Here is a 15,875-nt window from a genome sequence, read left to right on the forward strand (position 1 = left end):
CATGATCTAACAGTGTTACACTGCGGATTCGATTAACATGATGGTTTCATACTATGAAATCTAACAATGAATACTTTTTGTTTATACTAGAATTTAACCATCAGGTTTAAACCGAAACTGCGGGTTGTTGGCACACCAAAGTTCTCAAGCCCGAAAGAAGAACCGCTAACACTGTAGCTTGATTCCGGATCAACATTGGGAACATTGTTATGAAGCATAAACAGGTTTCTTGCCACCAGCGATAAACTGGCTGACTGTAAAGGTGTTTTGGCGATCAACGACTTCGGCAAATTGTATCCAAAAGTAAGCTGACGTAATTTTATAAAGTCGGCATCATACACGAACTGGTCCGTAATTGCAAATGCAATGCCCTGATAATACTGCTGCGCTGGTATCGTTCTGGCGAATGGAGCGCCCGTTTGATCAACCCCATTTACAGCTACTCCATTTTCTCTTACACCGCCGCCGACCGTGCGTTTATCCAACCCATAGCTGGTGCCATAGGCATTGGTTGATGTATAGAGCACACCTCCGAATTTACCGTCAATGAGGAATCCCAGTGAAAAGTTCTTGTACCTGAATGAGTTATTCAGTCCCATGGTTAATGGCGGAACACCCCTGCCCAGGTCGGCAATTGACGTACTTTGCATTGGGAGGCCGCTCCCGCTGTTATATACTATGTTGCCACTCGCGTCTTTCCGGAAAGTATATCCCGAAACCATACCAAACGGTTTACCTACATAATGGTTCACAAACGCATTCTGGGTCCTTGGCTGCCCCCCGGCCAGTGTATTAAGACCCGGAGCTATACTAACTACTTCATTTTCATTGTAAGCAACGTTCAGGCTAACGTCCCAGTTCAGGCCGTTTCCGGGTTTAACCGGCGTGCCTGTAAGCAACATCTCTATCCCTCTGTTTCGCATTTCACCCACGTTCAGCCGTACGGAAGTAAATCCTGAAGTATTAGGGATCGTGGCACTAACTATATCGTCGGTTGTAATCTTTTGATACACCGTAAGATCCAGACCCAGGCGGCCTCCTATCATCCTGGTTTCCAGACCAGCCTCAGAAGTTGTTGATGTAAACGGCCTCAATGGGTTTGGAATTGTACTTCCGCTGATTGTCATCAGAGCTTGCCCCAGGTGAGTAATGGCTCCTGCGCTATAGGTCAGGTCCAATCCGTAAGGGCCTGGTGTACCACCCCCGACCTGTGCCCATGAACCCCTTATTTTGGCGTAGTCCAGCCAGCCGGGTTTGGATTTCCAAACCTCAGAAGCAACGAAGCTTAAGCCGGCAGATGGATAGAGAACACTGTTGCTTGTCGGAGAAAGAGTCGAGAACCAATCCTGGCGGGCAGTTAGGCTAAGGTATAAATAACTGTTGAAGCCGATATCTGCTGACCCGAACAGTGAATTAATCGCGGATTCACCAAAGCTCTCGGTAAACGATTGACTTTTTCCATTCGAAATAAAATAGTTATATGGAACGTTGAGATCGCCGCTATTTAAGCCGTTCGAAGCGTTCTGAGTATACATCATATTACCGCCGACGAAAGCATTAACTGAGAATTTCCCAAAGCTTTTATCGAACCCCAGCAAACCCTCTACATTAGTTTCGAATCCTGTTGTTCTGCCCTTTTCGAACGTTCCGGCGAGGTTGGTTAATGCTCCCGTAGCTCCGATTATCCAGTTTTCCCGGGTAAAATAATCAATTCCGGCACCGCCCCGGGCATACAGGAAGTCCGTGATATTCCAGCGCGTTCTGAAAGATCCTATTATCCTGCGTCGCTGATCCTCGTTCTGATGCTTATTGACAGCAAAAAAAGGATTGGCAACAAAGGGATCGTCAGCCCATTGAACTTCCCTCAATGTAGTTGGATTATATCCGGGAGCGAGCGTCCTGACATCAAGACTAGTGGCCATTACCCCAACAGAGGCGTTAGGATTTCGCGTGAAATCGCCGATATTCGTTCTGTTTTTATTTACCTCAATATTGTATTGTGCATTACCTTCAAAAGTGATCTTGTTCGAAATATTCGCATTTGCTGCCAAGCTGAACGTATTTCTTTTCAAAGAAGAGTTCGGCACGATTCCATTATTCTTCATGTCAGATACAGAGAACCTGAAATTGGCATTCTGATTACCACCGGTCAGTGCAAGGTTATTTGAAAAGGTAGTACCTGTATTATAAAAATTCTTATTGTTATCTTTTTGAGCGACATACGGCCGGCTTTGTCCGTCGAATTGAATGACGTCAGAACCATCTAGCTTAGGACCCCACGACAATCGACCCTGCGACATCGCCTGCGCGGCATCGGTAGGTTTAAGTCCCAGGCTTCCCTGGCCATATTCATACTGCCATTCAGGAATTGTTATTACGTTATCCGTGGTAAATGTTGTATTGTAGTCAACACCAAGTCCCTGTGATCCGCGGCCCGATTTGGTAGTGATCAATATTACACCCGCAGCCGCACGGGAGCCATAAAGAGCCGCTGCCTGACCGCCCTTTAGAACTGACAGAGTTTCAATATCGTCGGGATTGATACTGATCAAACCGTCGCCGGCATCCCTGCCGCCAAATGTACCCGGAGTACCATTATTGGAGTTGTTAATCGGCACGCCGTTCACAACATATAATGGCTGATTATCTGACGAGAATGAGCCGTTTCCCCTGATAACCACGCGGCTGGATCCACCGGGACCAGTTGCTGTACTGCTGGCATTAACACCGGCAACTTTACCTGAGAGTGCGTTACCGAGGTTATTTTCCCGTGCCTGGGTGAATGAATCTCCTTTAACCTCTGTTAGTGCATAAGATAGTGCTTTCTTATCTCGTGAGATGCCAAGCGCTGTGACAACAACTTCACTCAGGGCCTGAGCATCGTCGGCCATTGTCACGTTAATCGTTGACCGGCCATTGATAGGCATTTCCTGGGTCACGAAGCCGATATAGCTGAAAACAAGAATAGAGTTTGCGGGGAAATTAAAGGAGTAGTTGCCGGATGCATCCGTAGATGTCCCGATATTACTCCCCTTGACTTTGATGCTTACGCCAGGTAAACCTTGTCCCGTTCCGTCAATAACCTGGCCTCTCACAATATCCTTTACCGATGCATCGGGCGCAGCCGCTAATTTGACTACGACTACTTCGTCTACTACTTCAAAAGTCAGCGGCTGATTCCGGAGAACCTGGCTCATTACATTCTCGATGGTACCCTGCTTCGCAAGAACACTGACTTTTTGATCCAGGTTTACCTGGTCTAAACGATAAAAGATAGAATACTTACTGTTTTTTTCAATTTGCTTGAACATTTGCTTCACCGTTGTATTCGTTTCATTAAAATTAAACGATTGCGAATGAACCTCGGCCCGGAGCTGGAAGATCACTACAAATGTTAAGAAAGCTATTAATTTCATAGCGCGGATAGTTTTTCGCCGAAATTCAGCGAATACTGATTTTTGATAAAGAATAATCATAATTTTGATTGTTTTTAGTTAATACTGGCTTCCCAAAGCATTGGGTATTAGCTATTGATTACGGAACCGGGGATGTTAGCGCATCCTCGGTTTTTTTTGAGGTCTTTTTATGTCATAGGCTTCTGTTGTTTAAGTTTTACTTACCAAATCGTAATTACCTTTCCGTTTTTCTCGTAATTTATATCTGTGGTCTCCTGCAGTATCTTGAGCGCCTTTTCTACTTTGTCCACGTTCTTAAAACTGCCGGTATAGGAGTAATTTTTAAGCTTTACGTCATTCATCACTATTTCAACATCATACCGTCTCTCCATTATTTTTGTAATTTCATGAAAGGTTTTACCTTCAAAAACCAGGAGATCTTCTGTCCACCCGGTGTAAGCCTCCAATTGTGAAGAGTTCACTTTTTGAACTTTCGCCTCTATTAGATCCGTGACATCCTTTTTACTCTGCCCTGAAATTATTACCGGGGCATAATTCAGTTTTAGAACTTGCTGCCGTTTTACAGATACAGTTTCTTTATTGTCAGAATTGAGAGATAATCTACCTTCAATAGAAACCTCGCCTTCAATAACAGCAGTTTCGAATTCGAGATCATCGGCGTATGCTTTCACATTAAAGATGGTCCCAATATCCCTGATAACATGGTGACTGGTTTTCACGATAAACGGGACGTCATGGTCGGCAATATCAAAATATGCCTCTCCGTCCAGGTAAACTGTTCTTGAACTGTTACCAAAACCCTTATCGAATTTCAATGTACTTCCCGCATTAATAGAAACTTTAGTTCCATCGGGCAATACTATTTTCCTCGTGGAGCCTTTAGGTACGTTGACTTCACTTTCTGCAAGGCCTTGCGGCGACAGGTTCAGATTAGTTCTGATATCATAAAAGTATATTCCAAATGCGCAAACCAATAAAACAAAAGCTGCTATGGCCAGCCTCCTTAAAATAACTGACGGTTGGGGTTTCTTAGTTTCTTCCTGAGCCGCCGAAGCGAGGAAGTTTGAATACGCTTTATTTGCATCGATTGATTCAATATTATAATACAAAGATTTCTGCCAGGTTTCATAATACGCTGCATAAAAAGCTTCATGCGCTTTGCTGCTGTTGATTAAATATTTAGCCATGGCAGTTTCCTCTTGGTTGGCCTGCCTTGTTATATATTTTACTATTAAAATTTTATCGTGCTCGTTCATGCTTATAATTTAAAGACAATTAGCCCCTGCCAATACCCCCAAGGCTTATGAAATTTTCATTAAGATTGCATTAATTTAAAGGATGAGGAGTAGAGCGGCGCTTAGAATACACTCAAGACTTTTTCGTAGCTTATCAAGGGCGATAGTGATCTGGCGCTCTACAGTATTTTGCGAGATATTGAGTCTCTGGGCAATTTCGCGATTTTTCAGGTATTCAAAACGGCTCATTATAAATACCTGCCTGCATCGTTCGGGAAGTGAATCGACAGCCAATTTTATCTGACAGGCTATTTCCTTTTCCAGAAGCGGGTCCGTATCATGTTCCGGCAATTCATTAATCAGGTTATTTCGCATTAAATAATTCACGTATTCGTTTTCGACCTTCCGATGTTTCAGATAGTTCATCGATTTGTGCCGAACCATTGTGTATAAATAGGCGGTTACGGATGACGAAAAATTAATGGATTCGCGTTTTTCCCAAAGCTGGGCAAGAGATTCTGAGACAATCTCTTCGGCTATATCGACGTCGTTAAGGAATTTATTGGCGTACAGGGTAAGCTTAACATAATGACATTTAAAAACATCTTCAAATGCTTTAATATCCACGTTATTTACCTTCCTGCTGAAGTTACCATCCGTCATGTTCCCGGTCCGTCCCTTAATTGATTTAACTCCCCAATATAAGGATTTTAGGAGTCTTCGAAAAAGGGAGCGCGAAGCGAAAGAAAACGGGCAGAGGCCTGGACAGGCTTCAAATCATCTGCCATCTATCATTTCGAAAGAACTAATCATTAGTACTACTGCTGTGCCCGGGTCATTGAATTCACAATTCCATATTCTAATCCACGTAATTCGGCTAATCCCCGCAGCCTTCCTATCGCCGAGTAGCCCGGATTCGTCTGCTTTTTCAGGTCGTCAAGCATCTGGTGGCCGTGGTCGGGCCTCATTGGTATGGACACACCCCTGTCCCGGGAAATCTCAACAATTGCTTTAACCACAGCGTACATATCGACATCGCCTTCCAGGTGATTATCCTCGAAAAAATCACCTAGTGCATTCCGTCTGGTACTTCTCAGATGGATAAAATTAATGCGATCGGCAAATCGTGTTACCATTGCCGGAAGGTCATTATCCTGTCTGACGCCAAAGGACCCTGTGCAAAAACATAGGCCATTGCTTAACGACGGAACGGCAGCGATCAGCGCTTCAACATCCTCTGCGGTGCTCACCACTCTGGGTAAGCCGAGAATCGCATAGGGAGGGTCATCCGGGTGGATAACCATGCTTACACCGCATTCTTCAGCAACAGGGATGACCTCACTGAGAAAATATATCAGATTAGCCCGTAAACGGTCGCGGTCGATACCCTGATAGGTGTCCAAAGCCTGCTGAAACTGTTCAATGGTAAAACTTTCTTCGCTGCCAGGTAAGCCCGCAATGATATTTCTCGTCAGCCTATGCCTTTCCTCATCAGACATTTCCGAAAAACGCTTCGCTGCCCTGTCTATCTCCTGCTGGCTATAATCGTTCCCGGCACCCGGCCGTTTCAAAATAAACAGATCAAAGGCTATAAATGCTGCCCTTTCAAATTTCAACGCCTTAGAGCCGTCCTCAACAACATAAGCCAGGTCGGTCCGCGTCCAGTCAAGCACAGGCATGAAATTATAGGTCACGCACTTTATCCCACAGGCCGATAAATTGCGGATACTTTGTTTATAATTCTCTATATACTTCTTATAAGAGCCGCTTTGGGTTTTGATGTTTTCGTGCACCGGCACACTTTCTACAACACTCCAGACCATGCCTGCCTGTTCGACTTCGATACGGCGCTTTTCGATCTCTTCGATCGTCCAGGCCTCTCCATTTGGAATATGGTGAAGCGCTGTAACGACACCGGCACATCCTGCCTGCCTGATATCAGAAAGGCTAACCGGGTCTTTGGGACCATACCAGCGCATGGTCTGCTGCATGAGGTGATTTTTGCTTGTATTGTTCGCCGCCATTTATACTCCTCCGAAAATTGAAAAACCGCCATCAACGCAGATCATAGAACCCGTCACAAACTGAGAAGCGTCACTCAGCAGCCAAACAAGGGCGCCTTGAAGCTCATCAGGGTGACCAAACCGTTTAAATGGCGTCTGAGTGATCACCTTTTGTCCCCGTTCGGTAAATGACCCATCAGGATTTGTCAGCAGGTTCCTGTTCTGCTCTGTCAGGAAGAAGCCCGGAGCGAGTGCATTCATACGGATCTTATCTCCATAGCGGTTAGCCAGTTCAACAGCGAACCATTGATTATAACAGTCAACCGCTGCCTTACCCATATTGTATCCCAGCACACGCGTTATAGCGCGCTTAGAATTCATCGAAGATATATTCACTATACTTCCTTTCTCAGCGGTAGCTGCTATTGCCTCACCGAATATCTGGCTTGGTATCAGGGTTCCCCAGGTATTCAGGTCCATCACCTTTTTCATCCCCTCAATATTCATTTTAAAAATATCGTTACCCGGAAGCAGCACTCCTTCAGGCTGATTGCCTCCTGCCCCATTTACAAGTCCGTCGATTCTTCCAAAGGCGTCCAGGGTTTTATTTTTAGCATCAATCAGCTGTGATTCATCCATTGCATCTGCGATGAGTGCTATTGCCTTTCCACCACTTTTATTGACCTGATCTGCCCGCTCATTGGCAACTTCTTTATTACGGCCAAGGATGCCGACTGCGCCTCCTGCATTTACAATTCCATCGATAAATGATTTACCAAGTATACCGGTACCTCCGGTTACTATGATTACTTTGTCTTGAAGAGAGAAATCGCCCATGGAAAAGTTGTCGTTGTAAGTTATACGTTGTAAGTTAATAAGATAGTTATAGGTTGTAAGTTTTACGTGATACGTTACTACGTAAAAAGCCGCAATAAGTTAGTTTTACGCGATACGTTAGATATTATGATAAAAGCCGCAAGTTAATAAGTTAAAAGATCAGTCAAACGTACTACGTACAACTTACAACGTAATACTCAATAGGCCTTCGCCAGCCGGAACCGTTATTGAAAGGGTCTTGGTGTCGCTATCGTAGACAATATTACGCACACCGACGCCATTCAGCTTTAGGGATGATGGTTTCGCCGGCGACCCGATCAGCAATTTAGCGTCTTTATCAACCGAGTATTTCAATCCTTCATCAGAAAACTCAAAGCTCAATGGCCTGTCGGCGCTCAGCGACCTGCTTCCGGCCGCCCCTTTAAAAATCTTAGCAAGAGCTACAAAGATCCTGTCCTGGTTCCATACCACGGCGGCTGCGTCAGTCTCCCCCACAGATGCTTTATATAGTTTGCCCGGACGGGTATTAAAGACAAACTGTTTGCCTGATGCTGTGCCCTGAACAAAACCGTCCTTCACTTCGGTGACCACATCCGGTGCAGTTCCCCTGGTTGTTGTAAGGATGTTTGCCATCACGAGTGGCTCCCTGCCTTTTGTACTCGCCGATACAGTAAGCATACCCTCCTTTTTCAGATGGCGTTCCCGCTGAAGTGTATATAAATAATGCGGCGTTTCAACTGCCTTTGTTTCAACTGCAGAGGGTGAAATGTGCAGGAAGTTTAAAGCAACCCCGTTTTTAGTGATGGTAGAAACGTCTTTCCCGGCCTTTATATCCTCCAGTTTAGCTGTTTGATATAAGAGAGTAACCTTGGCATCCTTCCCGGACGGCACTGCTGTATCCAGCATCAGTATTGTGCGGGGCTTAATATAGACCACATTTCTTGCCAGAGACTTTACCTTATCGAAATAGAGCCGCCCTATATCGCCTGAAGAAAATGCAGCATCTGTTCCGTCAAGGAAGTTTGCGATAAATGCATGATCATCAAAGCCAGGGGCAAACTTAAGATGATCACCCGTACGCTGACTCTGCTCATTATCGTCTATGAGGATAGTCGAATGGGCAACCGGCTGAATAAGCTTAGGCTGGTACAGCGGGTCGTCATAATACGTTGAATTCTTCAGATGGCGCTCTTCCACGAATATCTCACCGTGATCGGCCAGCCAGAAGCTACCCTGATCTATGTGCTGATGGTTATAAAATGCACCCGTACGCATAACGAAAGTAAAATCATCCTTTTCCCAACCATTCTTAAAGACAGTGGTTCCTATTTCGCGGAAAGCCTTCACAGGACTTTCGTCAAAGGGACTATCTTCCGGGATACCCTTGGTATTAAATAAAACATCTTCATACGTCTCGCCCGATTTCATAAAGTTATAGAACCAGCTAAGCCGTGGTTCCCTCCGTTTTTCCAGCAGGAAAGCCCAGAAGGTAGCCGGTGTCATTTCCCCTTTAGAGTCGCCGTATTCGAACCACAGTTTGTTCCTTACATTCCCCGCATAGATAAATTCTTTATAAGTACCGACCAAAGGTGCGGTCAGATCGATGTTAAACACGTTCTGCAGGGCAGGCAGGCTATAAGACATATTGGAAAAAGAGTAACTGTTATAACCATAACCTTCACCCCATGCGCCATCTTTAGAATCTACAACGCGGTTAATGAACTTGTTATACTTGAGCATCGCTCCGGTAAAATATGGTTCCAGATTCTGTGTTTCAGGTCCGTCATCATATATAGCAGCCATATTCATCAGGGAGCCACCCAGGATCATTGCAAGCCAGTTAGAAGTTGCCGCTGTTATATCATCGTTGTAGACGTAAGTACGGTGCGCGCCGTCTACAATGTTTGCCATAATTGCTTTCCTAACCTTTGTGCGCTCTTCCGGAGTCATCAGATCATACACCAGATCATAGGCCTCGGCAACTCTGTGAGCCCAGCTGCCAGTACGATGCTCGCTGTAACGGCCACGATTAGTTTGCCATGGATGCGTCCAGTCTGGCCACCCGGACAGCTTCACGAGCACATCTTTTGCATATAGGCCCGCCTCCTTTTCACCGTGGAACGTATAGGCTCTCGCGTTCAAACGCAAGGCCTCGCCAGTATGATAAATTTTATTTCCCCAGGCATTCCAGGTGGCTAACCAGTCTTCTTTCGGGAATTGATCAAGGTCATAAATGAGAGTATTCACTGGTATAGCTTCGCGCTGCTTTTTGGCTGCATTTTTAATATCGCTATATACCTTGCCGAACTCAGGCTGCTGCAGCTTAGCCTGAAGCAATTCTTTTTTATCGGAATCAAATAGCAAGCGCGGATGTTTTCCGCTCATGTTTTTTGGCGCAATATGAATAGTGAATTCTGTTGTAGAAAGAATCTTACTGCCATCGGCAGCATTTAGCTTACCAATATAAAGTCCTACAGGAAAGGCCAGTTTCAATGGCTTCAGGGACCAGCCGTTTGCATTCTTAACCAGTTCGCCTTTATAAAAAGATTTGCTTTCATCAGCAAAGGATACGATTTCCAGATTTACCTTTTTTGCATCAAGGGGCCACTGACCGGCCAATACAAAGTTATCATTCTGATAGTAATGCTTTTTTGGAATGTATGGAGCATATTCCGGCAGTTTGACTACTTCAGGGGTGGCAAAACGAAATTCTGTTGCCCGGGAAGCAGAAAGAGAGATATCGTCAATTCCAAAATATATAGGCATATCAGGGTCAGCAGAAGGAAATTTTGCCAAAAATGCGAGGGCATATATGCGGACTTTGTTTTTTCCTGCTATAGCTGGATTCTCCTTAAGCAGATCGTTAAAATCCACTGTGGCTGTAACCCATTTATTCCTTTCCGGGTTATTGATTGTGAAGTCCAGTTTTCCGTATTCGCCTGCAGCGAACCTTACCTTATAAAACTCCGCCTTGCTATTCGATTTCAGATAGTATCTGAACGACAGCCTGGCTGCAGGTGTAAGATACATATCAAGCAATTTCTGGGCGCCAGCATATGCATCCACGTTGGTGAATGCTGTTACCTTCTGAACGACCGAGATATTCGGATCGCCGGGCACAATTTCGTTAGGCCGGAAGTCCTGATTATATGCGATGTCCTGCCAATGCGGATATGAGGCCCAGGCACCCAACTCCCTGTCCTGGAAATCCTCTGAATACACTGACGGTTCAAGGACCACATCGGGGTTTACACGTGGTACCGTATTGAGCTGAGCTTGTGCCACCGGGGTTGTACAGATTAGGGCGGCAGCAAATAATGATATTCTCTTCATTTTTTTAGTTAAAGGTCCCGGATTCATATCCAATAAATAGATCTAACGGCTTTGAGCAGGGATTTTTACCATTTTCTAAGTGCGTAACCACGGAACGCATAAAAAATCAGGTACAAATAGCAAGGGAATAATACCCAGTAGGCTTCCCTGGCGGTAGTAAGGTCAGCAAAATAGCCATAAATAAGAGGAAGAATGGCATTACCGGCCAGTCCCATGATCATTATTGAAGCACCAATTTTAGTGAAGCGGCCCAAACCATCCAACGCCAGCGGCCAGATTCCGGCCCAAACCAACGAATTGGCGAGTCCGAGCATCACAACAAACCATAACGAAATATCATTTGTGTGGCCGAGAAAATTCACCTGTCCTTTTGCAAAAACAATTAACAGCGTCAAGATGAGTCCGAATACGGTGCTTAATCTCAGTGCAGTTAACTGGGATAAAAATTTCGGTATAAAAAAGACGCCTACCAGATACGCGCAGATCTGAGCGGTTAATGTGTATGACGGAAAGTCTTTCGCTTCTATTAAGTTCAGGTTCATGGTACCTGCATAGCTGATAACCGTGTCAATTGAGATAACCTGTGTACCGACGTGCAGGAAAATAGCAACTGCTCCCAGAACAAGGTGAGGAAACTGCATAATACTGGTCTTTGAAGAATTTGCTAATGCAACGTCATCACTTTCATGTTCGGTATCAATTTCGGGCAACGGGGAGAATCGAATAAAGAGTCCAAGCAAAAACAAAAACGCACCAACACAAGCATAAGGAACTATGATCCGTTGTATTAATTCATGAAGAGCAGCATTTTTTTCGGTTTCGCTCATTGTTGACAGCTGATCAAACATGTCGCTGTCTGATACACGAAAAATAACAGCAGCAAACAGCAAAGGCGCTAAAATCCCCGCCCCCTTGTTACAGATACCCATAATACTGAACCGCTGCGCCGCACTTTCCTTCGGCCCAAGGATGGTTATATAAGGGTTTGCCGCCGTCTGCAGAAGTGCGAGACCAGCCCCGATTGAGAATAATCCCAGCAAGAATAAACCATAGGTCATAGTGATTGCTGCAGGGACGAATAGTAATGCGCCCCCGGACATCACCCAGAAACCGATCATCATTCCCTTTTTGAAACCAACATTTTTGAGCAGGTAGGATGAGGGGACCGAAAAAATAAGATAAGAAATATAAAATGCAAATGTAACCAGGTAAGAAGCAACGTGACTAAGTTGGAATGCTACTTTGAAATAGGGAATTAATATGGCATTTATCCAGGAAGTAAATCCAAACATAAAGAACATAAAACCAATGATGACCATTCCTGTTACTGTATCCCTCTGACTTAAAGAGCCAGCTGCAACGGTGCTATTTTTCTTCATAATTTCATTTGTTAATTCAGGTATTTATCAGTTAAGTTAATTAAAATTATCTTGCTATTTACCGGCTCTTTCTTTGGCCGGAATATGAACGATTGCGAAAGACGTAAGCCCAAAACCCGCTTCATGCTGTTTTGGCTTTGCTGATCCGGCTACCGAGCCGTTCAGGCCGATATAGAGCGTAGATCCGTCTTTACTGATCTTAACTCCATAAGTTCCGCCGGGTGAATAATTAAAGGCGTTTGACATCGGACCCGACAGGAAGGCCAATGCTTTCTGTTTCCCCGATGTGATGTCATATTGAATAACCGGTGTACCCGAAAAGCCTGCAGAGCCGTGAGCCCCTGGCAGGTAATACATATATTTTTCATCCGGAGAAAGTACGCAGACGGTAATATATTCGCCCTTATCCAGAAAGTTGCTGCCGAGCAGTGTAAGTTCATCTGCCGACGGCGAGTACCTGAATAACTCTCCGGCCATAGTTGTGCCATAGATAAACCCGGATTTTGATTCATGGGTTGACGCTCTGAATCCACCTAAGGTTTTAGATTTTGTTGGGCTTACTGTGCCCGTTTCGGGATCGTATTTCCATATTTCTGTGAGGGGGAGCCTTCTGATCCTGTCGATCTGGTCGGCGGGCAGCATAGATGTTGTCTTTCCTTTTTGCTTCTCCTGGTGAGCCTGGTACTCGGAAACACTTAGCGTGTCCTGCACGCCATTGAAATACACATTACCGCTCTTATCCAGCATTAGGTTTCTATGATGACTCACCACCCCTGGTTCAGTCTGGAATACCCATTCCTTCTTCCCCATGTCAAAAACACCAAAAGAAACTCCTCTGGGATCACCCTCTAACTCGCAATAAAGAAAGTTACGGTTGGGATCATAAACCGACGTCGCAGTTACCCGCGCCGGAGGAAAATCTGCATAAACAATAGTCTTTCCCGATGCAGGATCATACTGAAATAGTTTTCCGCCCGGAATATTAGTACTCCATTTATCAAGTATCGGTTTACTGCCCCCTTTATCGCCATCATCCAGTGTTCCGGTGAAATATATTTTCTTATCCCTGCCTTCAAAAATAGGAGCATGAACTTTCGAAAAATGAATTTCATCGTCAGCCGCCGCAGTAAGCTTGTTCACGTCTGCTATTTTTTTTATCTCTTTTGCGGACGGGTCCCAGCTATACACGTAGGTTTCCCCTTTATCTGTATACCAATGATTTCCGGTTCCTGAATAGACCTTTCCATTACTCGCAAGACAGATGTCACCCCAGGAAGACCAGCCTACCCCGTTGAGTGCGGCGTTTGGCAGTTCGTTATGATAAACCAATTCCACCAGGGGCGCCTCAGTGGCAACTGAGAGAGTAATATGCCGAGCTGAATCTAAAATATGACGCACTTCTGAAGGCATCGTCAGCAGGTCGGGAGTGCTTAGAGAAGCCACGCCTTTTTCATTTGACGCCGGCAGAACCGGAGGCCATACGGTTTCGTTCTGAACATTGCTGCAAGCAGAAAAAAGCGCTGCAGAAAGCAAAAGAATGAACGATATGGTCTTTAATTTAGACATCTGCCCGGATCCGGTTATAGCTTGGAAGCACTATCCTCATCTATAAAGAGTGTGGCATTCTCATGCCTTCTTAAAATGGTTGAAGGATAAAGCTCGCTTATATCGCTATTGATAGTATGGTTTATCGCATTGGCTTTAAACGTGCCTGGTACGATCGCATAGGCGAAAGTTGATTTAAACAGTGCAGGCATCGTAATCGTAAGTGCGTGTGTCGGTACCTCACCGATATTCGGAAAGCAACCATCATTAACTTGCTGTACCCGGCAGTCCTGGTCAAGATCCACTACCTTTACGATCAAGGGGTCGTTAAAATCTGCGACATGGGGATCGTTGAATGCAAGATGGGTATTTTCTCCAATGCCAAGTATAACAATGTCCGTTGGATACTTTGTGAGAAGACCAGCATAACGTTTGCACTCTTCCTGTATATCCGGAGCATTTCCATTCATGTAATGAACCTCGCGGCACTTGACATTCTGGAAAAGCCTGTCCTTTAAAAAATTCCCGAAGCCCTGTGGTGCGTCTTTGTCCAGGCCAACATATTCGTCCATATGGAAAGCGTTAATACGCTTCCATTCCACGTTTTTTTTATTGACCTCAGCCAGAAATTCATTCTGAGACGGAGCCGAAGCAAAAATCACATTGACATATTCTTTAGTTTTCAAAAGTTCTTCGACCTTTTGCGCAAAGGTCTCTGCCGCCGCCGCGCCCAGTTCCGGCCGTCCTTCATACACTTTAACGTTAAGCTTCTCCTTCTTAAATTCTCTCATAATTGTTTACTTTTTTCAATCGTGTTAATTTTCTCGTAATGGTTAACTACATCGCTTTGCAGTTAAGCCTTTTCAATCGTTTGCTTAGTTTTCACTATAGATGACCCGGCCTTGGACGATGGTTGTACTAACCTGAATATCTTCATCAAATATGACAATATCAGCATCCTTCCCTTTAATGAGTGAACCCTTGGCATCATTTATTCCTAATATATTTGCTGGTGTAAGAGATGCCATCTTAACCGCCTCCAGAAGCGGAACATTGGCCATGTTGACCATATTCCTTACAAGCCGGTCGCTGGTTGCCACACTGCCCGCAAAGGAAGTGCGATCAGGCAGTTTAGCAACACCATCCTCGACAATAACCTTCAGTCCATTGTGTTTGCTGCCCAGGATACTCTCTCCCGGAGGCATTCCTGCAGCACGCATAGAATCAGTTATTAAGGCAATCCGGTCTGGCCCTTTGATTTTATAGATCAGTTTTAATAACGACGCGGGAAGATGTATGCCATCCGCAATGATCTCTACGTCCATTTCATCAAGCAGGTATGCTGTTTCGATCACACCGGCGTAACGGAAGCACTCCCTTCTGGTTACACCCGACATACAGGAATAGAAGTGGGTGGCCAGAGTATAACCTGCCTCAAACGCTTCCAGGGCTTCCTCATAGATAGCGTCCGTATGCGCCATGGCTACCAGGATATTTTTTGAGCGAAGATGATTTCCAAACTCAATAGCTCCCGCAAGCTCCGGAGCTGCACTCCATCGCTTTATATCGGAAGACCGTGACAGGATATCCATATATTCTTTTGGGTCAGGGTTCCTGATGTACCGGGGATCCTGGGCACCGCACTGCTTTACAGAGAAATACGGCCCTTCAAGATGCATTCCCAGGAACTGAGCTCCTCTATGATTATTTCTGTCAGCTTGTTTGTATAGATCCAGTGTATGATAAAGCTCATCAAGCTCGCTTGTAAGAGTGGTTGGCATCAGGCCAGTAGTACCGTACTTTGCGTGGGTTTCTGCGATCTTCAAAAATGCTTCTTCAGAGCCATCCATAAAATCGTGGCCACCTCCCCCATGAACATGAATATCTATAAAGCCCGGTGACACGTATTTACCTTGTGCATCTATATTCACAGCGTCGGCAAAATCAACCTGCTGCTGGGTAACCTGAACTATCTTACCATCGGCAACAAGTAATGTTGCATTTTCCAATATTCTGTAAGGCGTGATGATACGGGCGTTATGTATCTTTAATCTGTTGTTGTTCATTATTATAGTGATCTTGTCGTGGTAATATAGTGAATCAAAATGTATCAATCGCATAGCTCGC

The 15,875-nt window shown here is 44.9% G+C and carries 10 protein-coding genes; all 10 read right to left on the reverse strand.

The features are described 5' to 3' along the window. Positions 1-86: 86 nt before the first annotated feature. The 10 genes from P2W76_RS06925 to nagA all read right to left on the reverse strand — a co-directional run bounded on the left by P2W76_RS06925 (position 87) and on the right by nagA (position 15,814). Positions 87-3,416, reverse strand: a complete 3,330-nt coding sequence (locus P2W76_RS06925; protein ID WP_276346928.1) for a SusC/RagA family TonB-linked outer membrane protein — start codon at positions 3,414-3,416, stop codon at positions 87-89. A 200-nt stretch (positions 3,417-3,616) separates the two neighbouring features. After that, positions 3,617-4,672, reverse strand: a complete 1,056-nt coding sequence (locus P2W76_RS06930; protein ID WP_276346929.1) for a FecR family protein — start codon at positions 4,670-4,672, stop codon at positions 3,617-3,619. Between the two features lie 75 nt (positions 4,673-4,747). After that, positions 4,748-5,314, reverse strand: a complete 567-nt coding sequence (locus P2W76_RS06935; RefSeq protein ID WP_276346930.1) for an RNA polymerase sigma-70 factor — start codon at positions 5,312-5,314, stop codon at positions 4,748-4,750. Positions 5,315-5,469: 155 nt separating this feature from the next. Next, positions 5,470-6,642, reverse strand: coding sequence for a mannonate dehydratase (gene uxuA / locus P2W76_RS06940; RefSeq protein WP_276346931.1), 1,173 nt, complete (start codon positions 6,640-6,642; stop codon positions 5,470-5,472). A gap of 33 nt (positions 6,643-6,675) precedes the next feature. Next, positions 6,676-7,491 carry an SDR family oxidoreductase gene (locus tag P2W76_RS06945; RefSeq protein ID WP_276346932.1) on the reverse strand — a complete coding sequence of 272 codons (816 nt, stop codon included), beginning with the start codon at positions 7,489-7,491 and terminating at the stop codon, positions 6,676-6,678. Positions 7,492-7,674: 183 nt separating this feature from the next. Further along, complete coding sequence (locus P2W76_RS06950) at positions 7,675-10,824, reverse strand: heparinase II/III family protein (RefSeq protein ID WP_276346933.1); 3,150 nt, start codon at positions 10,822-10,824, stop codon at positions 7,675-7,677. A 65-nt stretch (positions 10,825-10,889) separates the two neighbouring features. Further along, positions 10,890-12,203 carry a sugar MFS transporter gene (locus tag P2W76_RS06955; RefSeq protein WP_276346934.1) on the reverse strand — a complete coding sequence of 438 codons (1,314 nt, stop codon included), beginning with the start codon at positions 12,201-12,203 and terminating at the stop codon, positions 10,890-10,892. Between the two features lie 54 nt (positions 12,204-12,257). Continuing rightward, positions 12,258-13,769 carry a hypothetical protein gene (locus P2W76_RS06960; protein WP_276346935.1) on the reverse strand — a complete coding sequence of 504 codons (1,512 nt, stop codon included), beginning with the start codon at positions 13,767-13,769 and terminating at the stop codon, positions 12,258-12,260. A gap of 14 nt (positions 13,770-13,783) precedes the next feature. Continuing rightward, on the reverse strand, positions 13,784-14,539 hold the full coding sequence (locus tag P2W76_RS06965) for a glucosamine-6-phosphate deaminase (RefSeq protein ID WP_276346936.1): 756 nt from the start codon (positions 14,537-14,539) through the stop codon (positions 13,784-13,786). An 84-nt stretch (positions 14,540-14,623) separates the two neighbouring features. Further along, on the reverse strand, positions 14,624-15,814 hold the full coding sequence (gene nagA / locus P2W76_RS06970) for an N-acetylglucosamine-6-phosphate deacetylase (protein ID WP_276346937.1): 1,191 nt from the start codon (positions 15,812-15,814) through the stop codon (positions 14,624-14,626). Positions 15,815-15,875 lie beyond the last annotated feature (61 nt).

The organism is Daejeonella sp. JGW-45 (assembly GCF_029360805.1).
Lineage (GTDB): Bacteria > Bacteroidota > Bacteroidia > Sphingobacteriales > Sphingobacteriaceae > Daejeonella.

Excerpts from the sequence above, each read along its gene's own strand:
- P2W76_RS06925 (WP_276346928.1), bottom strand. The coding sequence starts at position 3,416 with ATGAAATTAATAGCTTTCTTAACATTTGTAGTGATCTTCCAGCTCCGG.
- P2W76_RS06930 (WP_276346929.1), bottom strand. The coding sequence starts at position 4,672 with ATGAACGAGCACGATAAAATTTTAATAGTAAAATATATAACAAGGCAG.
- P2W76_RS06935 (WP_276346930.1), bottom strand. The coding sequence starts at position 5,314 with ATGACGGATGGTAACTTCAGCAGGAAGGTAAATAACGTGGATATTAAA.
- uxuA (WP_276346931.1), bottom strand. The coding sequence starts at position 6,642 with ATGCAGCAGACCATGCGCTGGTATGGTCCCAAAGACCCGGTTAGCCTT.
- P2W76_RS06945 (WP_276346932.1), bottom strand. The coding sequence starts at position 7,491 with ATGGGCGATTTCTCTCTTCAAGACAAAGTAATCATAGTAACCGGAGGT.
- P2W76_RS06950 (WP_276346933.1), bottom strand. The coding sequence starts at position 10,824 with ATGAAGAGAATATCATTATTTGCTGCCGCCCTAATCTGTACAACCCCG.
- P2W76_RS06955 (WP_276346934.1), bottom strand. The coding sequence starts at position 12,203 with ATGAAGAAAAATAGCACCGTTGCAGCTGGCTCTTTAAGTCAGAGGGAT.
- P2W76_RS06960 (WP_276346935.1), bottom strand. The coding sequence starts at position 13,769 with ATGTCTAAATTAAAGACCATATCGTTCATTCTTTTGCTTTCTGCAGCG.
- P2W76_RS06965 (WP_276346936.1), bottom strand. The coding sequence starts at position 14,539 with ATGAGAGAATTTAAGAAGGAGAAGCTTAACGTTAAAGTGTATGAAGGA.
- nagA (WP_276346937.1), bottom strand. The coding sequence starts at position 15,814 with ATGAACAACAACAGATTAAAGATACATAACGCCCGTATCATCACGCCT.